15 protein-coding genes are annotated in these 26,657 nt (G+C 39.9%); 1 reads left to right on the forward strand and 14 read right to left on the reverse strand.

Going from position 1 to position 26,657, the window contains the following annotated elements; genetic code table 11:
* Nucleotides 1-2: 2 nt before the first annotated feature.
* From QF042_RS15380 to QF042_RS15445, 14 genes are all read right to left on the reverse strand, one after another.
* Nucleotides 3-404, reverse strand: coding sequence for a glycosyl hydrolase family 18 protein (locus QF042_RS15380; protein WP_307529894.1), 402 nt, complete (start codon nt 402-404; stop codon nt 3-5).
* Nucleotides 382-1,128 (reverse strand): glycoside hydrolase family 18 protein, encoded by a 747-nt coding sequence (locus QF042_RS15385; protein WP_307529896.1) that lies wholly within the window; start codon nt 1,126-1,128, stop codon nt 382-384. Before QF042_RS15385 ends, QF042_RS15380 begins: the two co-directional genes overlap by 23 nt.
* A complete protein-coding gene (locus QF042_RS15390; protein WP_307529898.1) occupies nt 1,128-2,300 on the reverse strand; it encodes a glycoside hydrolase family 88 protein in 1,173 nt (390 codons plus the stop codon). Before QF042_RS15390 ends, QF042_RS15385 begins: the two co-directional genes overlap by 1 nt.
* A gap of 1 nt (nt 2,301) precedes the next feature.
* Nucleotides 2,302-3,495, reverse strand: a complete 1,194-nt coding sequence (locus QF042_RS15395) for an alginate lyase family protein (RefSeq protein WP_307529900.1) — start codon at nt 3,493-3,495, stop codon at nt 2,302-2,304.
* A 22-nt stretch (nt 3,496-3,517) separates the two neighbouring features.
* The gene (locus QF042_RS15400) at nt 3,518-5,980 is read right to left on the reverse strand and encodes a glycoside hydrolase family 2 TIM barrel-domain containing protein (protein ID WP_307529902.1); all 2,463 of its coding nucleotides are present in this window, start codon (nt 5,978-5,980) and stop codon (nt 3,518-3,520) included.
* 13 nt (nt 5,981-5,993) lie between these two features.
* On the reverse strand, nt 5,994-7,169 hold the full coding sequence (locus tag QF042_RS15405) for a DUF5009 domain-containing protein (protein ID WP_307529904.1): 1,176 nt from the start codon (nt 7,167-7,169) through the stop codon (nt 5,994-5,996).
* Between the two features lie 14 nt (nt 7,170-7,183).
* Nucleotides 7,184-9,823 carry a glycoside hydrolase family 2 TIM barrel-domain containing protein gene (locus QF042_RS15410; protein WP_307529907.1) on the reverse strand — a complete coding sequence of 880 codons (2,640 nt, stop codon included), beginning with the start codon at nt 9,821-9,823 and terminating at the stop codon, nt 7,184-7,186.
* Nucleotides 9,824-9,965: 142 nt separating this feature from the next.
* On the reverse strand, nt 9,966-12,185 hold the full coding sequence (bglX, locus tag QF042_RS15415; RefSeq protein ID WP_307529909.1) for a beta-glucosidase BglX: 2,220 nt from the start codon (nt 12,183-12,185) through the stop codon (nt 9,966-9,968).
* Between the two features lie 10 nt (nt 12,186-12,195).
* Nucleotides 12,196-13,290, reverse strand: coding sequence for an endo-1,4-beta-xylanase (locus QF042_RS15420; protein ID WP_307529911.1), 1,095 nt, complete (start codon nt 13,288-13,290; stop codon nt 12,196-12,198).
* Nucleotides 13,291-13,293: 3 nt separating this feature from the next.
* Nucleotides 13,294-15,123, reverse strand: coding sequence for a glycoside hydrolase family 2 protein (locus tag QF042_RS15425; protein WP_307529913.1), 1,830 nt, complete (start codon nt 15,121-15,123; stop codon nt 13,294-13,296).
* Between the two features lie 101 nt (nt 15,124-15,224).
* On the reverse strand, nt 15,225-16,979 hold the full coding sequence (locus QF042_RS15430; RefSeq protein WP_307529915.1) for a RagB/SusD family nutrient uptake outer membrane protein: 1,755 nt from the start codon (nt 16,977-16,979) through the stop codon (nt 15,225-15,227).
* Nucleotides 16,980-17,075: 96 nt separating this feature from the next.
* Entirely contained in the window at nt 17,076-20,150 is a 3,075-nt protein-coding gene (locus QF042_RS15435; RefSeq protein ID WP_307529917.1) for a TonB-dependent receptor, read from the reverse strand.
* Between the two features lie 35 nt (nt 20,151-20,185).
* Nucleotides 20,186-21,925 carry a RagB/SusD family nutrient uptake outer membrane protein gene (locus tag QF042_RS15440; protein ID WP_307529919.1) on the reverse strand — a complete coding sequence of 580 codons (1,740 nt, stop codon included), beginning with the start codon at nt 21,923-21,925 and terminating at the stop codon, nt 20,186-20,188.
* 5 nt (nt 21,926-21,930) lie between these two features.
* Nucleotides 21,931-25,116 (reverse strand): TonB-dependent receptor, encoded by a 3,186-nt coding sequence (locus tag QF042_RS15445; protein ID WP_307529921.1) that lies wholly within the window; start codon nt 25,114-25,116, stop codon nt 21,931-21,933.
* 462 nt (nt 25,117-25,578) lie between these two features.
* Between QF042_RS15445 and QF042_RS15450 the strand changes: the two genes are divergently transcribed.
* Entirely contained in the window at nt 25,579-26,595 is a 1,017-nt protein-coding gene (locus QF042_RS15450; protein WP_307533304.1) for a LacI family DNA-binding transcriptional regulator, read from the forward strand.
* Nucleotides 26,596-26,657 lie beyond the last annotated feature (62 nt).

A 26,657-nucleotide genomic window follows, 5' to 3' on the forward strand; every position in this document is an offset into this window, starting at 1 on the left:
TATCATTTTAAACTTTTATTGATCTGATGGAGTAAATAGCCATTTAAATCAGAATCGTATTCCCAAAACATCACTCCAGCCATGTTGTTTTTCAATACATATTCGCATTTTGCCTTTACCGATCTTTCATCATCGTAAGTCATATATTCACGACTTGCTTCATTATAGAGATAAGAAGCTTTAGCGTCTTTATCGTAATATTTCTTAAAGCCTTTCTGATTGATCAGGCTATCTTTCAAAAAAGTATACCCTTTTCCGTACCTGCTGTTTAAAACAGAATCGCCTAAGCCATTTTTAGCACTTTCTTTAAGGGTGAAAGCGCGACTGTAAAAAGCAATTCCCATTACCAATTTATCAGCAGGAACGCCTGCAGCTGCAAACTCAGCGAAAGGTTTTATCTGCAAAATTCTCTGCCGGGTGGCTTTTTGAGTTATAAAGATTGGTATGATGCCCTGCAAAATCGCCATTATAGAAATCGTAGGTCATCAGGTTTACAAAATCCAGGTATTGCTGTACTTTATCCATTTCAGTATGTCGGATAAAATTGGTAAAACCACCAACCGCTATAGTTAACAGCTTTTTAGTTTGAGATTTCTTTTCCAAACTATCCAGCTCCAAACGGAGTTCTTTCAGTATCAAGGTAAAGTTCTGTTTGTCCTCCGGTCTGAAAACGTTACCTTCTTCACCTGCAATGCCAGGATATTCCCAATCAATATCTACCCCATCCAGCTTAAATTTTTCTATAATTTTAACAGCGCTTTCGGCAAAAGCTTTACGCGAGGTATCGCTCAGTGCAGCATCTGAAAAATTTTCACTCCAGGCCCATCCACCAATAGAAATCAGAATTTTCAGTTCAGGGTTTTTAAGTTTAAGTTGATTGAGTTGCTGAAAATTAACGGTATCAGTCGCTTCGCGATGTAAAAAAGCACGGTTGTTTTTTACGTCTACAAAAGCATAATTAATATGAGTGAGTTTCTCTGCAGAAATTTTACGCACATCAATCAAACCCTTATAACCGCCAACATAACCAATAACCACTTTCCTTTTCGGTAAACGATCTGGCCGCATGCCCAATAGTATGCCGGCAACAAGAGTTGCACCTATAAATAGCTTTAATATACGATTCATTAATTTTTACTTCTTAGCAAAGCCTCTAAATAATAATAATCTGCATAATTAATCGGCACATCAATTTCAGATTTCGCCGGACGATGCCCTGTGCTGTGCTCTAAAATAAAGCCATAGTTTGCGCCAATTTTACTGGTGTACTTTGTGCTAAGTGAATTTAAGATTTTATTGGCAGCGGCTTTATATTTTTTCCCATTGGTGCTGTACTTTGCCAATTCGTAAAGTGCAGAAGCTGTAATTGATGCAGCAGAGGCATCTCTGGATGCTTCGGGGATCTTCGGATCGTTATAATCCCAATACGGAATCCCGTCGGCTGGCGTAATTTTATTGTTTAAGATAAAACCAGCAACACCATCAGCCTGAGCTAGATATGCCTTGTTTTTAGTTTCACGATAACACATGGTATAACCATATAACGCCCAGGCTTGTCCACGTGCCCAGGCCGATTCATTAGCGTAACCTTGTGCGGTTAATTTCTGGCGCACATTGCCTGTTAAAGTATCGTAATCGATTACGTGATAGGAACTGAAATCAGGCCTGAAATGATTCTTCATTGTGGTATTGGCATGGGTTACCGCAATTTTATAGAAAGATGAATCGCCTGTTAGTTTGGTCGTTTCGAATAACAGCTCCAGGTTCATCATGTTATCGATAATTACCGGATATTTCCACTTATCGCCATTATGATCCCATGATTTGATTACGCCTGCAGTAGCATTAAACCTGGTTGATAATGATTTGGCCGCTTGAATAATGACCGATTTATAAGCAGGATCACGGGTTAAACGGTATCCATTACCAAACGGACAATAGATCATGAAGCCTAAATCGTGCGTTCCGCGATTAAATTGTTCTTTTTTAATGTCTTCGGTATATTTTTTGGCCAGATTGAGCCATTTTTTATCTTTGGTGTACTGATAGAAATACCATAATTCTGCAGGAAAGAAGCCGCTGGTCCAGTCTTTTGATCCCACCATTTTAAACTGTCCGTTTTCTACAGTTCGTGGTGAAACCAGATTAGGCTTTACTTTTCTGGCCGAATCTACATTCCTGATCAATACTTCTGTTTGTTTCGCTGCTGATGCAAATGCTTTTTTAACATCTGTTTTTTGTGCCTTTACTATACTGAAAGACAATACACTTAGCGCCGTTATTGTTATTTTTAAGTTCATATTATAACCAGATTAGTGGGTTACGGATAGGTAAATTTCTAATTACTTCTTCTACCTGAGGATGATGGTCTAATTTTACCCAGGTTTGATACCAATTGCTTTGATTGTATTGTACTGCACCAAACAATAAAAAGGGCTGTGCTACCGGCCAGTTCTCCCAATACATCACATCAGGTTTTAAGGTCCACTTGCTTTTATCGGCAACAAACGGATATAAATAGATTAATCCTTTTTTTATGGATTTACCATCAGCTGTTTCAAAATTCCAGAGGTTATCTTTTGGTGTCGATAAGATCTGGCAAAGCATGGTCATGGCATCAAGATTAAAAATCGAATAACCATAAGGTTTCGTTCTGGCCATTTCTAATGGAAAACTACCATCAATACCCATTTGGTTTGGCAAAAGGATGGTTTTAAAACTGGTTCGTAACGAATCAAGCATGTTTTCATCTCCGCAAAGCCGGGCGAATGAAGCCACCTGCATGGCCCAACAAGTGGCGTGGTTATTCTTTACTGTTTTCTCCTGAATACCTGGTTTGCTGGTGTTTAGCCATAAAGTATAATCGGCAAACCATTTTTTTACGCCTTTCGCGGTATTTTTATCAAATGCTTTTGCTTTTTCCATTATTAATGCACCTTGAGCCACCTCCATTAAATGAATAGTATCGATAATACCATAATTACGACCTGTAAATTTACCTTTTACCGCTTGTGCAAACAATAGATTAGGATTCATCAATGTCTCTGAATTGATAAACCAGGCTTGAAAATGTTTAACAGCTTCTTTAACATATTTCTCATTACCTGTAATTTTGTAGGCAGAGGCTAGCGCACCTATAATTTTACTAAAACGGACCATTGCCTTACGGTGTGCTAAAAAGTTATCAGGATTGGTTAATCCATCCCTATTGATGTACGGGCCATCAGGGTTTTGAGGATCGGGCCAGAAATAATCGGCTTCGGAAAAGAAATCGTGCTTACCACCTGCACTTCTTGGCGAAGATGAAGCGGTAACCGTGATGGGTTTTTGTTGCATGGCCCAGGCAGCTTCGGCTAAAATCTGCTTTTTTAACAAAGCTGTAGCATCCTTTTTTAAATCCGACACCCTGAGCTTATCCTTGGGTACGGGTGATGCAAAGGCCGTTCCGCTAAAACAGAACAACACTAATAAGACATAAGAGATGATTTTTTTCATTGGTTATATATTTGGTTAGCTATTATAAAGTCGTAAAAACTGTTTTTAAACCTTCAGAAATAACGGATACTGTACTTTGTCCTTTATTTAAATTTACTTTAATTGTTGCCCTCCCATTATAAGCTTGTACTTTACGAGAACCTGAAGAAGTACCCTGATTATCAATTAATTTACCATCGCCAGTTAAACCAAAAGTGACCAGGTTAATTGCGTCCAGACATTGAACTCCATTGGCATCTAAAAGCTTTACTTCTATGGTTGCCACATCGCCTTGCTGACCGATCTTTTTCAATTCCATTTTAGCAGGCTTTGTCCACTTTTCGGTTTGATAGGTAAATTTTATTTCATCAGTTACCGTCTCTTTTCCCTTTTTTGCAATAACCTTAACCGTGTTTTCGCCTTTCACGAATGGAAGATTCCAGCGCAAACCCGCTGCCGGGTAATCCTGACTATTGCGTTTTTTACTACCAAAGCTTTTACCATTTAAGAAAATTTCGGCTTCCGCACAGTTAGAATAAATTTTTACCATTTTCTCTTCACCTTCATCGCCCCAACGGATTGGCCAGGTATGGCCGTAAATGTGAACCATTGGTTTATCCGTCCAATACGACTGGAAAACATAATAAGCTTCTTTTTTGGTAAAATCCCTTTCTACCACGCCTTTCTGGTTCATGTAAGGAACCGGATTATCGGGACGAACAGGAGTTGAAAAATCTTTGAATGGCCAGTAAGCCGTACCACTTAACCAGGGCATGGTTTCCTGCTCTTTTAAATGCCAATCGATTAAATTGGTGATGTATGATTCGCTCCAGTCGCCATCTTTGGAAATCCTTGCTGCACCGCCATATAATGAGGCATCACCTGCCCTTTCATCGGCACTGCCTCCGGTTTTAATCCTACTCAAGGCTTTATCCGGATTTTCTGAGTGGCGTAGCGCATGGCTATCTCCGCCCCATTCTACATGTAAAAAGCGTTTTACCTTCGCAAATTCATCTTCTGATACTTTTTTGTAATCGGTATAAGCGCCACGGTACCAACCTGCCCAAATGGAAGGAGAATACACATCTACAATATCGCTGCAAAAATCGCAGCGGCGAATGGCAGTATACCGTGATTTATCCAGTTTATGCGAGAGATCGTTCAGTTCTTTCATGAAAGTCCTGATCTTTTCCTTATCAAATTCAGGGAAATCGCCCGGCCAATCGTTTTCATTGCCCATACCCCAAATGATAATGGCTGGATGGTTATAATGCTGCTCAACCATATTGGTAAGCATTCTGCGGGCCTGTTGTTTGTATACCTCGCCACCAAGGCCACCGCGGCACCATGGAATTTCTTCCCAAACCAGAATCCCTAAACTATCGCAAAGGTTTAAAACAATGCGCGATTGCTGATAATGCCCCAGGCGGATAAAGTTAACCCCCATATCTTTCATCATCTGCATTTCCTCGCGGATCATCCCTTCAGTCATTGCCGCTGCTACGCCTGCGTGGTCTTCATGACGGTGTGTTCCGCGCAACAATAAACGTTTTCCGTTCAGGTTAAAGGGCCCTTTTTCTACAAAATCAATGTGCCTGAAACCAATTTTTTCTTCTCCTTTATAATTGCCTGCTGAAGAAATTACTTCATATTGCAAACGATACTGCACAGGTTTTTCGGTAGACCATAACTGAGGTTTTTTAATTTCGAGCGACCATAAATCAATATCAGCAGATAAATCGTTGAGTTTTTTCTCTGTTTTACTTACAATTTTTCCAACGGCATCAATCAATTTCAACTGAATGGTAGCCTCTTTAAGCCCAATGGGATTGTACAAGCGGGCTTTAACAGACAATTTACCCAATTTACCCTGCGCATCAACTTCAGCTTTGGCAAATAGCTTATCAACCGAAAGTGGTGGCACATAAACGAGATTGAGGTAACGGTAAATACCTCCGTAAACGTTAAAATCTGATAAATCAGAAGGGATCATTTCAAGATCTCTTGAATTATCCGTTCGTACTGAAACCGGAACTTTACCCTTAAACTGTTTTTGATAAACATCCGTTTTCTGGAAAGCGGCAACAGCATCGGTAATATCAACTGTCCACTCGTCATAGCCCCCTACATGAGCTGCTACCTTGGTGGTATAGACATAAACTTCTGTTTTTTGTCCGGCACCTTCGAAATGCAAGATCGTTCTGCCGTTTTGGTAAGGATTTTCAATTTTAAGCTGTGTACGGTACCAGGCAGGTCCCTGATAATAATTTACGTCAGGATCTACCGCATCTTCGGCATTAACACAATGAGGCAGACTCACTTTCTGCCATAGTGGTACAGCTTCCGGATTACCAACACCAACCGGGCGAACGGCCTCCCATATTCCCCCTAAACCTTGCTTTAAAAATTCCCAGTTATTATTTAAGCGGATTGATTGCTGAGCAAACAATAACTGACTGTTAAACAACGTAATAAATAAGACTATATATCTAAATAACTTCAACATAAATTTTTGAAAATTAAACTTTTAAACGCAATTTTTTCTTCTCTAAAAAGTAGACAATCCCGATCACCAAAAATGCCATCAAAAAAGACCTGAGGATTCCTCCAATGCCTGAACTCAGGAAATGCGGAAAATGAAAATGAACTAAACTAAAAAGCGCATACAACAAATAAGGAATGAGGTAGCACGTCAAGGTACTGGTACCGGCAGGTTTAATGAGTTTAAACCAATCTTTTTTCTGTTTGATATCTATCAGGTAGATCAATAATTCGAAAACCAGGATGGTAATGCCCATGCATACAAATACCCAGGCTGGGGTGGCATAAATTTTAGAAATTCCACCGGCATAGGGCCTGATAAACATGCCAAAAGCAAAAGATAATAAACCATAGAAACTGATCAATATCCAAAAATCGAGGTATTTTTTAGTCCCGATCAGTTTTTTGTACATCGAAGTGATCAATGCGCCGCCTAACAGGAGGACAATAGAAGAAGCATCGCCGATAATCCATAAGCGATGGGTAAAAACGCCAGTATGTGTAGTAATGTTAATGGCTGCAAATACAACAAAAGCGAGCATGAGTATAAACAGGTTTCCTTTAGCAAAAAGGTATACTAACGCCGAAACCAGATAAGCCCAACCAATGATTCCCAAAATCCCCCACCAATGTGGCTTTAAGCCTTCAGGATGCGCTACTGAACCACCTTTATACAGCAATACCAACACAACAATGAGCGAAATACCTAAGCCAATAAATCCGTTCTTTTTAACCTTCGAGAGGTTTTGAGGATAATCTAGCCACACTAAAAAGAAAGCAATGGTGATGAGAATGGTATAAACCGGATACGGCAATAAAGCCGAGTGGTGATCGTAATTTTCTAAGTTAACATGAAAAAAGCCCATCACAATCAAGGCTAATGCCCTTAAGATGATGTAAGCTGAAATAGAAAACAGCCCCGCACCTTTATCTTTTCTACTCTGAATGGCAAATGGCAATGAAAGGCCTACAATAAACAAAAATGCCGGAAAAATGAGGTCTGAAAAACCCATTCCATCTACATTGGCTGGCGTATGCTCAATCCATTGTGGAATATTCGAAACGCCGGCAACATCGTTTACAAAGATCATCAGCAACATGGTGATGGCCCTTAAAACGTCGATTGATAAAATACGCAGCGGTAGTTGGTTCATTTCTCTCGTTATGATTAATAGATTTTTCTAAGTTGAATAGCATTTAAAACCGGTTTCCCCTGGATGGCATCAAAATCGATTAAAATGCCCTTTCCATTTTGCACCGTAATTCTGGTTGTTTTCTTTACTGCGGTAGTATAACCGAAATTGGCAGCTAGATTAACTTTAGACATAAATGATGTTCCGTTTATAGAAACATCAAAAATGCGCTGCTCCTCTACTTCTTTTTTATGGTTATTATCTAAGTTATAGGCTAAAGCTTCTTTGGTTTCGCCGCCAACGAGTTCGGCAAAATGAAGCGCCAATTCATATTCTCCATCGGGCACATCGAATTTAAACTGTTTAATACCTACCTGTTGGGTCTGGTAAACCGGATCGTTATCGGTACCTAAAATATTCTTATCGCTGCCATAGGTAATGCGGTTATTAGTTCCCTTGTAGGGGTCGCCACCTATCCAGCCCCAGGCACCAGCTTTATACGGTTGATCTGGCATCCAAAGCTGATGTTCTTTTTCGTCGATATAAAAACGTTTCGAACCTAAAAGGACATTGATATTTTTAAAAGGGATATTGCTGTCGTTAAATTTGAAAGGTTGCAACTGGAAGTTAATGTCGGCCTGATCATTTTGATCTCTGGAAACTACACGCAACTGGTTTTTACCATTAACGAAAGGTACCTGCCAATCGATAATATGGTCGACTGCTTCTTTAACGCCTAAACTTTTACCATTCAAAAAAAGTTCTGCCGATTTTAGGTTGGTTGCCACCTGAATGGGCTGTGTACTGCTTAGCGCCACAGAATCGGCAGTTCCAGTTCTATCTTTCCATTGTGCAGAGGTAATTTTGATAAAGGGTTTGCCCAACAAATAAGCCTGATAAAGGAAATAGGTATCTTTTGGCTCGCGGCCAATCGTTAATAAACCCTTATTGTTAATGTGCGGCATGGTTTCTTCGCGGGTTTCGGAATTGAAATCGGCTAAATTCCAGGCCTGGCCACCGGCGACAAAAGGTCTGCTGAGCATGGCATTGAGGTAAACCAGATTAAATTTAATGCCGTATTCTACACTTTTATCAAAACGGATAGGCGAAAAAGAATGGATCCTTGGATCGGCATCAGCCCCATATTCGGTCACCATGAAAGGAGTATTGGGTAATTCTTTATGGTGACGGTCTAAAAATTTAGCAAAATCTTCAGGAACGCCTGAATACCAGCCAGAATATAAATTCCAACCCACAATCATTGGGATTTTTGTCAAACCCACTTTGTTATAAATATCCCATGCACCATGATTAACCAAAAGGGTATAACGGGAAGGATCTTGTTTACGGGTTAAACTATCCAATTTTTGGGCAAGTTCGCGCACATGATCAAAATAGATCTGTTGACGGGGTTTATCGTTAGAAAACTTTAAGCGTAGTAAAATCTCGTTCATGTAGGCCCAAATGATAATACTTGGGTGATTGAAATTCTGTTTGATCATTTCGGTCTGCATGTTCAAACAGTTCGTTGTAAAAGCTTCCGTTTCAGTAATGGTGTTTACCACTGGAATTTCAACCGAAGCTAAAATGCCCAAACGGTCGCAAGCTTCTAAAATCTGTGGATCCTGAGGATAATGAGCTACTCTTAAAAAGTTTCCGCCCATAGCCTTAAGCAGTTCGATATCTTTAATCTGCAGGGCATCGGGTGTGGCATTTCCCCTATTCTCATAATCCTGATGACGGCTGGCACCGATAATTTTTACAGGTTTATCATTTAAGAAAAATCCTTTCTCGGCATCAAACTTAAACCAGCGGAAACCTAATGGATTGGAAACCTGATCGATTACTGCTTTAGTTTTAGCATCGATAATTTTAGTCACTATGCGATACAAATATGGATTTTCAGGCGACCATAATTCAGGCTTTTGAATCGATTTAATATCCTGAATAACAAGCATATTGCCCTTCCCTAAATTGACAGCCACTGTTTGATTTGCCACCGAATTCCCTTTGGCATCGAATACCGTAGTTAAAACCTGTACTTTTTTTGCAGTATTTGAAGAATTATCGATAAAACTTTTAATCTGTACACTCGCTGTTGAAGCTGAAACTTGCGGAGTCGTAATGAAGACACCTCCACTTCCATTTTCCTTTTGTGAAAAATGAACCGGTTCGGTAATCAATAAGGTTACGTTTCGATATAAACCACCAAAAAATGTAAAATCGGCGGTGAGTGGTGGAATATCTTCATTAAAACGGTTATTTGCCCTTACTTCGATTATATCATCTTTATAGTTTAAATATGAAGAAATCGGCACAATAAAACGGGTGTAACTGCCGATATGTTTGGCTGCTGATTTGCCATTAACTAATACTTCAGCTTCTTGTGCTACGCCGTTAAACACCAGAAAGATAGCTTTTCCTTTTGCACTTTCATCGAGTTTGAGCTTACGTTTATAAATCCCCAATCCACGGTAATAACCAGCTACATCATCCAAAACATCCTTATCGTTCCAGGTATGCGGAATATTCACTTTTTCAACAGGTCCGTTTTCTTTGTTAAATTCCCATTGATCGTTTAAACTGATGGTTTTCCGTCCGGCATCCTGGGCATAGGTGTTTAGACCGGTAACTGCGGTAATAAATAGTAATAAAAGTGATTTCGCTTTTAACATTCGTTTAGTTTTTTCTTCGCTAAATAATTTAATTCATTAAAATTCTATCAATCGCGTCGTCACCCTGAATTTATTTCAGGGTCTTCATCGATAGATGCTGATCCCGAATATTCGGGACAGCATGACGACCTGGAAAAATTCCTTAGTTAACTAGCGTAAAATCCTTTTCCAATTTTATGTTGTTCGAAGCAGTTCCGATCATTAATTTAAAGTCGCCAGGTTCGGCACCCCATTTAAGTTGTTGACTATAAAAGGAGAGTTTTTCTTTATCGATATAAAAAGTGATGGTTTTGCTTTCTCCTGCTTTCAACATTACTTTTTGAAAATCTTTCAGCTCTTTAACGGGACGTACAACCGAAGCAAACTTATCTTGCAGATACAACTGAACTACCTCTTCTCCCGCATATTTACCAGTATTATTTAAAGTAAAACTTACTGTTATTTTATCATTGATACCCATCTGCGTTTTGCTTACCATTAAATCTGTATAATCGAAAGTGCTATAGCTTAAACCGTAACCAAATGCAAATTTCGGACTGTTCGGCATGTCTAAATAAGCAGAACGGTAACGGGTATCTTTATCGTTTTTAGCCGGACGGCCAGTGCTTAAATAGTTATAATACAAAGGAATCTGTCCTTCATCCCTTGGGAATGTCATCGGTAATTTACCTGCAGGATTGTAATCGCCATAAAGTACATTGGCCATAGCGTTACCAGCCTCGCTACCTAACCACCACGTATACATAATGGCAGGAACATGATCTGCTGTCCAGTTGAAAATTAGCGGACGACCAGCCATTACCAATACCACAACAGGTTTACCAGTAGCTTGTATTGCTTTGATTAAATCTTCCTGCACACCAGGCATATGGATATTGGCTTTACTTTTTGCCTCACCGCTCATATCTAAAGTTTCGCCAACGGCCATTATCACCACATCGGCTTGTTTAGCCACCTCTACAGCTTCGGCAAAGCCTGTTTTTGAAGAATCAGCCACTTCACAACCTTTTGCATAAAGTAGCTCGGTTTGGTTGCCGACTTTATTTTTTAATCCCTGGTATAAAGAAACGAGGTTATCTTTCTCCCAGGCAATCGACCAAAAACCCTGCATATCTTTTTCCGATTTGCCCAATGGACCAATCACTGCAATCTTTTTTAAATTTTTAGATAAGGGTAAAACCTGGTTATCATTTTTCAACAACACGATACTTTTTTCGGCCATTTTTAACGAAGCTTTTCTGTTCTCAGGAGAATTCAATTCCTTTTCCTGGCGGCTTTCGTTGCTGAAACGGTATGGATCATCAAACAAACCCAATTCGAATTTCTTGCGCAAAACCCTTCTTACTGCATCATCAATTAAAGCAACAGATACTTTTTTATCAGCAACCAGTTTGGCCAGGCTAGGCAAATAACTTCTGCTTTCCATATCCATATCGCTACCTGCTTTTATAGCCAGCTCTGCGGCCTCAGTTTTATCTTTTGCATAACCGTGGGCAATCATTTCCCCTATCGATCCCCAATCGCTTACTACAAAACCCTGGTATTTCCATTGTCCTTTTAAGATATCGCGTTGCAAATAAGTATTTCCAGTGGCTGGAATGCCGTTCAAGGTATTAAAAGAATTCATAAAAGTAGCTGCACCGGCATCAACCGCAGCTTTAAATGGCGGCAAATAAGTTTCCCATAGGGTATGTTCGCTCATATCAACCGCATTATAATCTCTCCCGGCAATAGCCGCACCATAAGCGGCAAAGTGTTTTGCACAGGCCATAACCGCATCGAGGTTACCTAAACCTTTACCCTGGAAACCTTTTACCCGTGCAAAAGCGATTTTAGAACCCAGATAAGTATCTTCTCCTGCCCCTTCCATTACCCTTCCCCAACGCGGATCGCGGGCAATATCAACCATGGGTGCAAATGTCCAGTGGACACCAGAGGCAGCGGTTTCTCTGGCAGCAACCCTCGCAGCATTCTCCATTTCTGCCAAATCCCAGCTAGCGGCCTCAGCCAATGGAATAGGAAAGGTGACACGATAACCATGAATAACATCTAAACCAAACAACAAGGGGATTTTCATTCTCGATTGCATGGCTACTTCCTGTACTTCGCGGGTTTCTTTTGCGCCACGAACATTCAGCATCGAGCCTAACTTACCATCGCGAATATCTTTTAGTTTGTCTGGATTATTCGTAATGGGTCCTGTTGCATCGCGGTCGCCGGTATATTGGTTCAACTGGCCGATTTTTTCATCTAAAGTCATCAGTTTTAAAACCGAATCGATCTTCTTTTCGATCTTTTTATCCTGCGCTGTAGCCGAAAGGGATATTCCTAAAATCAGGGCTAATGGTAAATATCTTTTCATTAATGTATGGCTATTTAACTCCATCTAAAATTCCTTGATAAGCTGCTTTTCTTTGATATTGTGCATCGAAAGGCAAAGGCCAGTCGGGGCGGTTATAATTAGATGGTATCCAACTGTCGGCATCGGTTACATTCCACTGTGTAATCCCAAATTGCTGACTTTTCGGAATGGCATTATAAGCCTGAACAATAGTTTTATATTTTGCAGCCTGTTGCTCACCTAAAGTAGTGGTGTAAGTCATCGACTGTACATTATCGGGATTAAGCGCAATATCTATTTCAGAAATATGGATTTTTAGTCCTGTTGCTGCTGCAGTAGAAATAGCAGCTGTTAAATTGGCATCAGTTTGGGTTACGCGGGTATGCATCTGTATGCCAATCCCATCAATTGGAATCCCTTTATTTTTTAAACCAGTAACCAGATTTAGAATAGCTGTACGTTTTGTAGGACCAAATTCATGACCATAATCATTGTAAAAAAGTAAAGCATTAGGATCTGCTTCGTGTGCATACTGAAATGCCCTACCTATATAATCTACCCCTAATTTCTGTACCCAGATGCTGTTTCGCATGGTACCGTCTTCGTTAACCGCTTCGTTTACCACGTCCCAGGAAACGACTTTACCTTTAAAGTGACCCACAACCGTTTGGATATGTGTTTTTAAGAGGTTTTCCCACTCGGCTGTAGTTCCCTGAAAGTTATTTACCCAATCGGGAAGTGATTTATACCAGTTTAAGGTATGTCCGTGCACTCTTTTTCCATTAGCTACGGCAAAATCGACCAGATAATCTGCATCGCTCCAGGTGTACGTATCTTTTGAGGGATGTAGGGCGGTAAACTTCATGGCATTTTCTGCCGTAACACTATTAAATTCTTTAATAACCAGATTACGGTAGTTAGCGTTGCTTTTTAAAAGAGTTACATTAACAGCGGCCCCCATGGGGAATGGCATATTCTTTTGTAAGGTGATTTCTTCTGTCTTTTGGGGCTGTATTAAGATCCCGGGATCAATACTGGTGCTCTTGTATTTGGCACAAGAGAGGGTTAACAGCGACATCGAAAGCATTATTTTCGAAGCGAAACTAATTTTCTGTAATCTGTTCATATTTTATTTGTATTTGGCCTGCATCTGGTCGTAAAAGTCTTTCAGCACAAAGAAGGCTTTCTTTTTCTTGCCTGTTTCGCTGATCAATCCTTTACGGTTCCAGAAATTCTGATAAATTGGATGTTGTCTCCTTGGTGATCTGAAATCGGTTAAAATCCATGGCGTCATTCCGCGTAAAGCACCAATTTTACTTAACATGGCAATCTGATTTTTGTACAATGCCTCCTGGTATTCTTCGCTCCAGCGTGTATTTTCATCGGCGTGGAAACCGCCCAAAGCATCGCCGCCAAATTCAGTAATTACAACAGGTTTTTTATATTTGATATCGAAATTGTATTTCGTAATTTCAGATGGATTGCCACCCCAGTACCAGCCAGCATATTCGTTAAAACTAACCAGGTCGATTTTTTCTCCTAAAGGATCATTTAAAATGATATTGTTTCCTTCGCGGTGCACCTCTAAAGCGGCAGCTACCAAACGGGTATCATCCAAAGAACGGGCAGTCTCTGCCAAATTACTCATAAAGCTCAAACGGGCATCGCTAAGCGGGGTTTCATTCCCGATCGACCAAACGATCACACTTGCCCTGTTTTTATCGCGTACGATTAAATCAGTCAATTGTTTTTTTGCATTGGCATAGGTTGCCGGGTTGGTCCAGCTAATGGTCCAGTAAACAGGCACTTCAGCCCAAACCAACAGGCCCATTTCGTCAGCCAGGCGGATCATTTCTTCGTTATGCGGGTAATGTGCCAGGCGAACGTAGTTGCAGTTCATATCTTTTGCCCATTGCAACATCATGCGCATATCGCCTTCTGAGCGTAAACGACCAGCCAAAAGAGGGTTTTCGTCATGTAGTGATATTCCCCTTAAAAAAACAGATTTACCATTTAACAGGATGCTATCGCCATCAACCTGAATGGTTCTGAAACCAATTTTATCATCAATATTTTCTTTATCGGTTTTAATATTTACCGCATATAATTTTGGCGTTTCTGGCGACCACAGGCTTAAATTATTCCAGGTAAATTCATCCGCAATTTTGCCTTCCGAGTCTGTTTTGTATTTCTTTTCCAGCTTTAACTCTGGGATAGATAAAGTAATCTCCTGTCCAGCGGTTGCATCAGCAAGTTTTACCGAAAAATTCAACAGGTTATTGTTTCCCTTAACGAGCTGAAGTTTATAATCACTGATAAAATGCTCAGGAAATTCGGCTAAAAAAACATCACGCGTAATACCGCCGTAATTCCACCAATCGGTATTTACGGTTGGAATTTCATCCTGCTTACGGATATTATCAACTTTAAGCACAATGGAGTTTTCGCCAACTTTTAAATTATTGGTTACATCGAACTGGAAGGGCGTAAAACCGCCTTTGTGTACACCCAGTTTTTTACCGTTAAGGTAAACATGGGCTTCGTAATTTACTGCCCCGAAGTACACGAAATATTTTTTTCCTTTTTCAGGTTTTGCATCAAACTTTTTGCGCAGCCAAACATTGCCTTCGTAAAGTTCTAATTTTTCTGATTGCGAGTTCCAATCGCCCGGAACATTCATTTGCGGCGAATGATCGAAATCGTACTCAATCAGTTCTGACTTATCTTTCTGAACTTTATCATCATAGTAACCTCCGGTTCCGGTTTTCGACTGATCGAATGGATCGTGACGATAATCATAATAACCGTTTTCATAAGGATCGACAATATAATTCCATTTTCCATTAAGGCTCTGGATTTTCCGGCCCTGAATGTTCTGTATAGCGGTAACCTGACCGTAACTGATTGATGAAAGGAGCGAAAAGCAGATTAAAAATACGCTATAGGTTGTTTTCAGCATAACTTAAGTTTTAATATTTATTAATTGATCGTTTCAAAACTAACAATTAATTAACGGACGGTGTTTCTACCGCCCGCCTAAATTTGAGCAAAATCTGGTTTTTATTGATATCCGGGATTTTGTCCCAGGCCCGGAGCTTTGTTTAATTCTGATTGTGAAATCGGATAAAGATAATTTCTCGCAGCAAACACCCTGTTTTCTACCGTAAATGGTGTATAGCTAAAAGTGGTTGGCGTTAACTGAACAATTCGCATACCTGTAACCGGTTTGTTAAATGTAGTCTCCCCTTCTTTCCACCTACGCACATCGTAAAAACGGTGCTCTTCGAAACACAGTTCTACCCTACGTTCGCTATGGATTCTTTTACGAAGCTCATCTTTTGTTGGTGCTACATAACCGTTACCGGCCGCATTTGTAGTTTGCAAAAGAGGCATTTTAACACCAGTTCTATCTCTGATTAAATTTAATACCCTTAATATTTCAGTTTGTGCAGCTGCTCCTTGTGCCTCATTTAATGCTTCAGCATAATTTAAGAGTATTTCTGCATACCTGAACAGGATCCAGGGACGACGAATATTTGTCGCTGTACCTGTCCAAACAGCACTTTCACTTAAATATTTACGCATGTAATAACCCGTTTTAGTGGCATTAACATTAAGTCCTAAACCATCTTTACCACCCACAAAAGTTTCTACAGGTTTACCTTTAAAATTGTTGGCCGCTACAACAGGCTGTACTGAAGCGGTATTGAATATCACGGTAAAACCTAACCTTGGATCGCGGTTAGCATAAGGGTTTGTTGCCACATAGCCCGAACTGGCATCGGTAATAGCCCTTCCTGTTGTTTTCATTTCAAAGGCATCAACCATTTCCTGCGTTGGATTGGTACGGCCGGTTGCACCATCATAACTTACAGGTGCATTGGTGCTTTCGATAGAATTGGTATTGAGTGTTTGTGTGGCAAAAATAACTTCAGTGTTATATGCTGCTCCAGATACATTCCACAACCAAAGGTTTGGATAAGAGGTGTAAATACCGTGTTTGCCGGTATCCATCAGCCTTTTGGCCGCATCAACGGCTGCCTGCCATTTGGTGACATCGTTTGTTGGGTTATATTGCTGACTAGCTGCATATAATAACATCCTTGATTTAAGTGCCATGGCCGAAGTCTGTGTAGCTCTACCGCGGTTGGTTGTATTCCACTCCAATGGTGAAAGCGGTAATCTGGATATCGCGGCTTCACAATCTGCCGAAATCTGTGCGACACATTGATCGAAAGTATTTCTTGGTAAATCCAGTTTATCGTTAATGGTTAGGGTTTTAGTTACAATCGCGAAGCTGCCGTAACGTTTAAGCAGTTCGAATTCGAAAAGTGCCCTTAAAAAATAAGCCTGACCTTTTAAACGTTCGATCTGCGAAGCGTAAGTCTGGTTTTCAGCCACGTTAGCAGGCAATACCTCGTCAATTGGAACAATTGCGCTACCATCTACCTTTTCGAGGAACATATTGGCTTTTCTAATGCCTACATACATATCTACGTAAACATCATCAAAGGTTCTAACCGGACTCCAGGTACCATTATTTATAGTCGAAATTGATGCATTTAGGTTGGAATTTACGGCTTCATCAGTTCCTGATGCCAGCAATGCGCCATCGCCGAGGTTATATCGGTCAGAAACAACAGCATATACATTGTTTAAAAAATTCCTGGCATAGTCGGGATTTGCCCATAATTGTGCTTCGGTAATATCATTAGTCCCACTAAAAGATCCATCTTGAAGAAAGTCTGATTTTTTACATCCTGCTGCCTGTAAAATCACAAAGACCAGGATTGGATAAAATATATTTTTTTTCATCTTTTTTATTTATTTCAACGGTGATGAAGCTATCATGATTTTAAGCATATCTTATTATAAAGTTGTAAAATCATGATGGTTTCATTGTCTTATCTTTTAAAATTTCAGGTTCAACCCCAGCGAATAAATTTTCATATAAGGATATGAAGCATTGTATCCCGATTCGGGCAATTCAGGATCGATTGGCAGATCGCCAAGCTTATCAAAGGTTAACAGGTTTAATCCACCCACATAAAAACGAAGCTGTGAGATTTTTAACCTTTTGATAAACGCCGGCGATAATGAATAACCCAATTCAACATTTTTTAACCTGATGTAATCGCCAGAGCGGATCCAGAAGTCAGAATTGGCTGTGTTGTTACCCCGATCAGTTAATAATAACCTTGGATAAGGGGCATTTGTATTGCCTGGTGTCCACCTGTCTACACTGAACTGGCTTAAGTAACCATTATTGGCGTTACCAGAGTTAACCAAATTTTGAATGGTTATAGAACGGCCGCTGGTACCCTGGAACAAGAAATTCAGATCGAAATTTTTAACGGATACTGAAGCACCGAAACCAAAGAATGCTTTTGGTACAAAGTTGAAATCGGTTCTTACCCTGTCAAGATCGTTAATCAAGCCATCACCATTCTGATCAACATATTTGATATCACCAGGTTTTACTGCTCCTGACAACATCTGTTTAGGTGAAGCATCAATCTCGGCCTGTGATTGGAAAATGCCATTGGATATTAACATGGTAGAAATATAACCCGCTGCAGTAGTTGCGGTTGCCGCAGGCGAAATTACACTCGAAATTGGGTGTCCTAATTGTTTTTGGTAAGCCGGTAAACCGGCTCCTTCGTTTATGGCAATGATTTTACTTACGTTATAGGTAAAGTTTCCAAAAACATTCAGGTTTACTTCGCCTATTTTTTTATTGTAGTTTATACCCGTTTCAAAGCCCTTATACTCCGCTTCTCCTTCATTAACATAAATTAAACTCTGGCCAAGCAAACTTGGTAATAATGAAGCTGTGGTTAAATCTTTCCTGTCTTCGTAAAAATAATCGGCACTGATGGATAATGATTGTTTAAATAACCTGGCATCGAAACCGACACTGGTTTTATAGGCTTTCTCCCAGGTTAAATCGGGATTAGCCAAAGCCAGTTGGCCGGTACCAGTCGCTCCGGTAAAAGCAGTACCGAAATTATAACCGGTTGTACTTCTACTGTAGAAATCGTTAAAGGCAAATCTTCTGGCCGAACCAATGGCATCGTTACCCACTAAGCCATAAGAACCCCTGATTTTTAACAGGTCTAAGAAACTGCCTGATCCTTTCATAAAACTTTCATCAGAAATGATCCACCCGGCTGATGCAGCAGGAAAAAAACCATATCTTTTGCCAGGCGCAAAATTCTCTGAACCTGAATAATTAGCCGTTACATCAACAAAATAACGTTGGATAAAATTATATGACAAACGGTTAGACCAACCTTCTCTGCGAACATCCAAACTTCCGAAAGAAGATAAATTTGCCCTCGAAACCCTTGTTGAGAATTTAATATCGTGTTTACCAAAAGTACGGTTGTAATCTAAACCAGCCCAAAATTCACTTTTTTTAACGTTACCAGAAAATACATTGCCTTGATAATTTACCTTACTTGCTGTACCAAATGGCGAATAAGTTCCATCAGCATTGAGCACTGCGGTTGCATAAGTTTCAGCAAAACCTGAACGGTATAAACCTGCAATATCGTAAGCATAAAAAACCTCGCCTGATAAGCCTTTTAAAATGCCATCCATTTTTTGGCGGGCACTGATGGTTGCAATCATGTTCCGCATTAAATCGGTACTTGCACCTCTCGATTGCATCATGGCCAATGGGTTACTTTGCTGATAAACTGACGTTCCGCCATACGATCCATTGGGATTTAAAATAGGGAAAGCATTTGCAGGTGTAGCGTATACTGCGGTTAAAAAGGTACCTGTACCTGCATTAGGGAAGGTAAGGTTAGTGATCCTGCCACCAATATCCAGGGCTACATCTAAATTTTTGTTTACGTGAAGATCTAAATTGGTACGCAGGTTATAACGGCTAAAATCGGTATTGGCATCATAAGTTTCACTATTTCCACCTTTGTAAAAACCACCTTGTTGGTAAGCACTTAATACGGTGTAATACTTAATAAATGCATTACCACCGGTTACCGAAGCAACATAACGTTGTGTAGGTGCTACCCTTTTGGTAAAATCTCTTACAAAGTTGTTGTTCGGATATTTTATCGGGTCGGAACCAGTTTGATAAGCCTGTAAAGCCTCCTGGCTGTAAACTGTTGTACCACCACTGTTGATAGAAGCTTCATTATAAAGTGTTGCGTAAGAGTAAGCATCCAGGGGAGCTGTAATCTGTAATGGAGCCTGTAAACCGGCCTGTGCATCGAAACTTACTTTGGTAGAAGTTGCACTGCCACGGCGTGTTTTTACATAAATTACACCGTTGCCGCCATACATTCCATACCAGGCCAATGTTGCGGCATCTTTTAAAACACTTACGCTTTCAATTTCATTTAAATCCATGGAGGTAAAGTCTCTTTCGATACCATCAACCAATACTAAAGGTTCCTGATTGCTGTTGTAAGATGAGCGTCCCCTAACCAAAAAGCTGGATGCATCATATCCTGGTTGCTGTGAACCACTGGGATATACGGCCAGGCCAGCTAACCTGCCGGTAAAAACATTGGTTAATGAAGATGATGGAATCTGAGGCAGATTTTCTGCCCTGATGGTACTGATGGTTGCGGTAACTTCTCTTCTTTTTCTTACCCCAAAAGGGATATATACCAAATCATCATCGCCGGCATCAACCAAAGATTTGGTTAAAATCACATCAGCTTTACTTATTTCTGCTGCTGGCTTTAATATTGTTCCATAACCAACAAACTTAAATACCAATACATCGCTGCTTGTTGCCTCTATTGAAAAGGTACCATCTGTTCCGGTAGAAACCGCTTTGTTGGTTTTATCTTCCTGAAGGGAAATGGCTACGCCAGGAAGCGGTTTTTTATCCTGATCTACCACTTTCCCTGTTACGGTTAACTTTTCATCAGGTTTTTGCCCATAAACACTCAGCATTCCAGCCATCATGAATAAGAGACATATAATATATTTTGATTTTATAAATTTCATTTTGAAAATCTTTTAGCGTTATGTGATTAAATCAACTATTCCCAACCCGGATTTTGAGTTAAAGCCCCTTTACTTTTGTAAATTTCAGCTCTGGGGATTGGATAAAGATTTTGTGCCTCTGTCCAGCTTTTTTGGAAAGTTGAGCTGAGTACAATCGGGGTATAGGTAAAACTTCCATTGGTGTTTTTTACTACATCCATCCCTTTCATCGGAACGGCAATGGTTTGTGCACCAATTTTCCAACGCATAATATCATACCAGCGATGATCTTCGAAAGCCAGTTCTATAGCGCGTTCGTGTCTGATAACGGCTCTCATTTCGTCCTGAGTCATGTTATCTTTAAGTCCGTAACCATTAGTACCGGCACCCTGGGCAATCCCTGCGCGTTTACGAAGGGCCACAAGCTGTGCATAAACACTTGCATCAGGACCAACAGCTTCATTCTGTGCTTCGGCATAGTTTAGCAATATTTCGCCATAACGGAAATAGAGGTAGTTCAATAAAGTTGTACTTCCACCAACGGTCCTGTATACTTCTGGCCAGTATTTTTTGCAATAATAGCGTGTTGCAGTGTAAGTAATGGTTGTACTGTAATCTTTACTATATACTGTTTTACCGGTAGCATCTGTGGTGGTCCACATTTCAATTTTCCTACCCTGCCAGGCTAAATCGTTATAGATAATGTTATTATAAAAACGTGGTTCGCGGTTTAGATAAGGTTTTTGCGGATCGTAACCAGAGGTAGGATCGGTAATGGCTTTACCATTGGCCATTTCGTACATATCTACGTGATTTTGCGTAGGGTTCATTTGTCCTTGTGCACCACCAGAACCAGGCGACATCGAAAAATCCTGCATCATCTCGCCAGCTAAAGGGGTTGGCCCTTTAATCCTCATCATGATATATTCTGTTGAGTTGGGAAGATTTAATAAATCGGCGTAAGTAGCCTGCAGCGAATAAGTTTGTTTAGCTAAACCATCAGTACCTTTCATTACTTCAGCAGCAGCAGTGGCAGCAGCCTGCCATTTGGTTTTATCGTTATTCGGATTATTTAACGGGCTTGCAGCATACAATAACACGCGTGCTTTTAAAGCCAGCGCAGCACCAAGCGTTGGACGGCCATAATTAGAAGCGCCATAATCAGCATCAGTACCTAATTTAGTAAGGGCAACCTCGATATCTTTCAGGATAAATTCTGTTACCTGGGCAAAAGAACTTCTTGGGATACTGTTCATATCATCGGTAACCGCATAAACCTTATCTATAATGGGCACACCGCCAAATCTTTTGCTTAGTTCGAAATAAGAAAGTGCACGTAAGAAACGCATTTCACCTTCAACACGTTTTGCATCAAAAATCGGAACGGAAGCATTCGGAGATGGAGGTACCTCTCCTATCCTGGCCAACATTTTATTTTGTACGGCAATACCGGCGTACATCAATTTCCAAACACCATAAATATCGTTTAACGATGGACCGTTAGAATGATCATGATATAAACCCCTGTTTAAAGAAGTTACAGATCCTTCTGAGTTGCCTGAAACAGCCTCATCAGAAGCCTGAGCCGTACAACCACGGTGATCGTTAAAACGTACGTATTTGGTAATTACATAATTATAGGCATTATCGGCAAATCTTGCAGCCAATGCCGGGTCGGCAAAAATTTCATCCTCACTGATGGCAACCCCAGGAGTACGTTCTAAATAATCCTTTTTACAAGAAACAGAGAAGAGCGTTAATAAAAGAATTGCTGTAAATATTTTATAATGTTTCATTTTTCTTAGAATTGAACGTTTAAACCAAAATTGTAAACCTTTGAAGTAGGATAAATGGATTGTAATGGGAAAGCCGTATTGATGGTGTTCACATTTTCCGGATCGGTATAAAATTTATACTTCGTCCAGGTATAAAGGTTCTGTCCCTGTACAAAAACCCTCACATTACTTAACTTCAATGCTGTAGCCCACTCTTTAGGTAAATTCCAGGCAAACTCTACGTTTCTTATTTTCAGATAAGAAGAATTCTGTAAAGTAAAATCGTTTAATGCATAATTTAACGATGCCGTTCCCCTGGCATGTATTGCCGGCCAGGTTGCTGTTGCTGCAGTTGCAGGTGTCCACGAATCGAGCATAAAAGGATACATCTGTTGGCCATTGTTCTGTTCGTTAAGAATAACATTTGAACTTACCTTTCCAACGCCCTGAAATAATACAGAAAGCGAGAATCCTTTGTACAAAATACGGGGGCTAAAACTATAAACATACTCAGGTGTATTGGTATGCCCTATAGCTTCCTGATCTAAACTGGTAATAATGCCATCGCCATCTAAATCTTTAAATTTTAAATCTCCCGGAATTGGCGCATAACCCTGTAATTTTGGAGAGGCTGCAATATCAGCTGCCGATTGGAAAAAACCATCGGTTCTGTAACCGAAAAACTGGCCAACGCTGGTTCCTTTTCTCACCAACGAAGGAGGCAGACCATCTGGTTCATCATTTTCTACGATTCTATTTTTCGCATAACTCAACTGGGCATTCAAACCAAGTGTTATACTTCCAACCTGTTTTTGGTAATCGAGCTCAACCTCATAACCTTTATTGTAAACAATACCTTTATTGAAATTTGGATAGGTATGGCCATAAAGAGCAGAACCACTTAATGATGGCGTTAAGATATCTCTTCTGGTTTCGTCGAATAAATCAACTGTTACTTTTAGGTTGTCTCTAAACAAGCGGGCTTCAAAACCAATATTACGTTTGGTACCAGTTTCCCAGGTTACGATCGGGTTTCCAAGATCATTTCCGGTAGCACCAAAAAACTGGGGATCCCTGATCAGGATAGTTGGATAATTGGTAATAGAATTTGGATTACCAAATGGAGCTACCTGGCCGCCGGCTGTGGTAGTGGTGTAAGTAGAATAACTTGTTAAGAATAAGAAACGGCTATCCGAAATCCTATCATTACCAACTAAACCATAACTACCCCTTATTTTTAAATAAGATAAGATATCGTTCTTTTTCCAGAAATCCTCGTTGGTTAATGTCCACCCTGCCGATACCGCCGGGAAGAAACCGTAACGTAAGCCTTGTGCGAAATTTTCCGATCCGTTATACGAGGCATTAAACTCAGCAAAATAACGCTCATCGTAATTATAGGTAACACGACTGGCAATACCTTGCGATGCTTTAGGTGGTGCTGTAAATGCCGTACTACCTGTTGATTTGATCAACTGCCTGGTTCCCAGCAATAAACCACCAATATTATGTTTTCCAAAATTGCGGTTATAATCGAAACCCGCCTGTAAATTCATATTTGTACTACCTTCGGTAACACCGCCATCCTGTACAGCACCCAAAGGTTCGTCGCGGTTACGGGTATCGGTCGATAAAGTAGCTTCGCCTGTAGCTGGATTATACACGTAGGCCGCCCAGTTGGCATTTCTTCTTTCGGTATTGTTGTAGTATGAATCGTAACCAAAAATTGTTTTAAAATTTAATCCTTTGGTGATAAAGTCAAATTTATAGTTCAGATTGAAGGTACTTTCGATGGTATTGTTGTCATCATTACGTGTTCCAAAACGTGTTAAAACGGCATAAGGATTCCAGATATTTGTACCTACATTTGGGTTGGCGGTTATTCTTCCATCGGGTAACGTAACCGGATAGGCGTAAGCCGGAACCTGTAAAATACGCGAGATCATGCCTTCTATCGTATCGTATGAGAATGCCGAAGATGATCTTAAACCAGCAGGCTGATAACGGTCTGCAAAACGTCCTCCTAACTTAATTCCAACAGTAAAATCTTTGTTCAGGGTTAAATCTACGTTCGAACGGAAATTGTAACGGTTATAATTTGGTACGGTATTAATTCCGTAAGGAGAATCGAATTTTTTGAAAATACCATCCTGAAAAGCATAGCCTGCCGATACAAAATATTTTGCAATTTTGGTACCACCGCTAATATTGATGTTGTGTTGTGTTTGAGAATAATATTTTTTGGTCAGGTAATCAAACCATTGCACATCGGGGTAACCGATCGGATCAGATTTATCCCTGAACTTCTGTATTTCGGCATCGGTAAAAAACACCGATTTACTATCGTTTATGTACGATTGGTTTAATAACATTGCACTTTCCAAAGCCGGAAGCCCAACAGCTAATCCTGTATAAGTTTGTAAGGCATAATTACCTGTATAAGTAACTTTCGGAGCACCTATTTTACCTTGTTTGGTAGTAACCACTATAATACCGTTTGCACCGCGAATACCGTAAATAGCTGTTGCGGCTGCATCTTTCAATACGTTAATAGATTCTATTTCATTTGCATCCACATCTGAAAAGCTTGGACGTTCTATCCCATCTACCACTACAATAGCCGCATTGTTCGCGCCATAAGTAGCCACCCCCCTAACTTTTAACTGGGCACCATCAGCACCCGGCTGCCCACTCGTTTGTACGGCCAGTAAACCTGGTAAACGGCCAATTAAACTATTGGTGGGGTTTGGCGTTGGAGACTTCATGATCTCTTCAGAATTGATCTGCGCAATAGCACCTGTTAGCGTAGATTTTTTCTGTGCACCATAACCAACCACTACCACCTCATCCAGTCCCTGAGAATCATCTTCAAGAACGATAGTTAAACTGCTTTTGCTATTTACGCCAACTTCCTTGTTTACATAACCAACGTACGTAAAAGTTAAGGTTGCATTTTCTGCTGCTTTAACCGAAAATTTACCATCATTATCTGTTACTGCGCCCACTGTGGTTCCTTTCACCCGTACACTTACGCCCGGTAAGGTAACCCCTTTGTTATCTTTTACGGTGCCAGTTACCGTTGTTTGCGCGAAGGCTGTAAAAGAGGAACTGATCAGAAAAAGAAAAGTGAAGGTATAAAGCACTTTTAGCCATTGAATTTTCTCAAATCCAACAGATGGTGAAGTACTTCTCAAATTGTAAAGTCTATCCATAATTGTAATAAATATTAAATCTATTTTGTTAAAATTTAATGCGTAGTTAGCCCCTATTAAATAGATTTGTAACCGTACAAATCCAGTTAATTTAGTGGAAAATATTGCCTGCCAAATGCATGATAAGCGATTCGGAAAATGTTTGAGCTTTGCAGTTAAGCGTCTTGAGAATGGTATGATTTTGTTTTTGAAGCGTAATATTTTTGCGACAAAACAAGGTTAGTTTTTGCTACTAAACCTGGTACTTCAGTAAATGCCCTTTTTAAACTGAAGTTAGTAAGTAATGATTTCATCATGTTTATTTGGTTAGTTTGTGTTTGTGATAACGAATTTAGAAAAGCTTAAAAGAATAAAACGTTTTAAAATAGGTCAAAACGCAATAAAATCCACTGAAACTACATTTCAAACGTTTGAAATAATTGCGTTTTTTTTCTTAACTATGCATTGAGATTGGAAAAGATGATGAACAATACCCCTGTTACACTAAAATTCTTGGCTGAGAAGTTAAAGATGTCAGTATCAACAGTATCAAAAGCCCTTAACAACTACCCAACCATAAACGAATACACGAAACAACGTGTTCAGGAAATGGCTCGCGATTTGCATTTTACGCCCAATAAATCAGCTATTAATTTAAAGGAAAAAAGATCACGAATTATTGGTATTATTTTACCCAATCTTTTAGATCACTTTTTTACCAGGAGTATTTATGGTGTGGAACAGTTTGCTACACAAAATGGATACAATGTGATCATCAGTCAATCTCACGATGATCTGGAAAAAGAGATCCAATCTGCAAATATGTTGTTGCGGAGCCGGGTGGATGGCTTAATTGTAGCTATTTCTAAACACACACAAGATTTTGCACATTTAGACCAGTTCGAAAACATGGGTATACCAGTGGTATATTATACCCGGAACCCAAGTTTTAACTTAAGCTGCCATAAAGTACTGGGCAACACTTTTCAGGGCTGTTACCAGGCCACAAAATTTTTAATAGACAGAGGACATAAAAAGATTGCTTATTTGGGTGGTCCGAAAATGATTAATTTTACACACGATCGCTTTAATGGCTATATCAATGCGTTAAAAGATAATCAAGTACCATTTTCATCAGAATTGGTTGCTTATACCGATTTTGATAAAGAAAATACAATTTCGGCAATTAAGAATTTATTTGCTAATCCAGAAAATATGCCTACAGCGCTTGTGGCTTTTAAAGAACCTATCCTGTTTGATGCGATTAAATACCTAAGATCGATAAACCACCCCAACTTTCACGAAATTGAGTGTATAGGGTTTGGGAACACTTCTTTCATCAGTTATCTCGACTCACCCCCTATTGCCTCTATTGAAGAAAACCCCGAATCGGTAGGTGAAAATGCGATTAAGTTATTGATACAATTGATCAATAAAGAAATTGACATTCAGAATTACCAAAAAGTAATGGTCGATTGTAAGTTGATTGTACATAGGTGAGCGATAGGCATTCCGCGCATGGCGTTTAGCGTTAGCGCAGCATAATCGGTTAAAAATTTACT

Origin of the sequence: Pedobacter sp. W3I1 (assembly GCF_030816015.1) — a bacterium.
GTDB lineage: Bacteria > Bacteroidota > Bacteroidia > Sphingobacteriales > Sphingobacteriaceae > Pedobacter.

What these genes read in the sequence shown, in the direction of transcription:
- QF042_RS15385 (WP_307529896.1), bottom strand. Translation starts at nt 1,128, where the DNA reads ATGAATCGTATATTAAAGCTATTTATAGGTGCAACTCTTGTTGCCGGC.
- QF042_RS15390 (WP_307529898.1), bottom strand. Translation starts at nt 2,300, where the DNA reads ATGAACTTAAAAATAACAATAACGGCGCTAAGTGTATTGTCTTTCAGT.
- QF042_RS15395 (WP_307529900.1), bottom strand. Translation starts at nt 3,495, where the DNA reads ATGAAAAAAATCATCTCTTATGTCTTATTAGTGTTGTTCTGTTTTAGC.
- QF042_RS15400 (WP_307529902.1), bottom strand. Translation starts at nt 5,980, where the DNA reads ATGTTGAAGTTATTTAGATATATAGTCTTATTTATTACGTTGTTTAAC.
- QF042_RS15405 (WP_307529904.1), bottom strand. Translation starts at nt 7,169, where the DNA reads ATGAACCAACTACCGCTGCGTATTTTATCAATCGACGTTTTAAGGGCC.
- QF042_RS15410 (WP_307529907.1), bottom strand. Translation starts at nt 9,823, where the DNA reads ATGTTAAAAGCGAAATCACTTTTATTACTATTTATTACCGCAGTTACC.
- bglX (WP_307529909.1), bottom strand. Translation starts at nt 12,185, where the DNA reads ATGAAAAGATATTTACCATTAGCCCTGATTTTAGGAATATCCCTTTCG.
- QF042_RS15420 (WP_307529911.1), bottom strand. Translation starts at nt 13,290, where the DNA reads ATGAACAGATTACAGAAAATTAGTTTCGCTTCGAAAATAATGCTTTCG.
- QF042_RS15425 (WP_307529913.1), bottom strand. Translation starts at nt 15,123, where the DNA reads ATGCTGAAAACAACCTATAGCGTATTTTTAATCTGCTTTTCGCTCCTT.
- QF042_RS15430 (WP_307529915.1), bottom strand. Translation starts at nt 16,979, where the DNA reads ATGAAAAAAAATATATTTTATCCAATCCTGGTCTTTGTGATTTTACAG.
- QF042_RS15435 (WP_307529917.1), bottom strand. Translation starts at nt 20,150, where the DNA reads ATGAAATTTATAAAATCAAAATATATTATATGTCTCTTATTCATGATG.
- QF042_RS15440 (WP_307529919.1), bottom strand. Translation starts at nt 21,925, where the DNA reads ATGAAACATTATAAAATATTTACAGCAATTCTTTTATTAACGCTCTTC.
- QF042_RS15445 (WP_307529921.1), bottom strand. Translation starts at nt 25,116, where the DNA reads ATGGATAGACTTTACAATTTGAGAAGTACTTCACCATCTGTTGGATTT.
- QF042_RS15450 (WP_307533304.1), top strand. Translation starts at nt 25,579, where the DNA reads ATGAACAATACCCCTGTTACACTAAAATTCTTGGCTGAGAAGTTAAAG.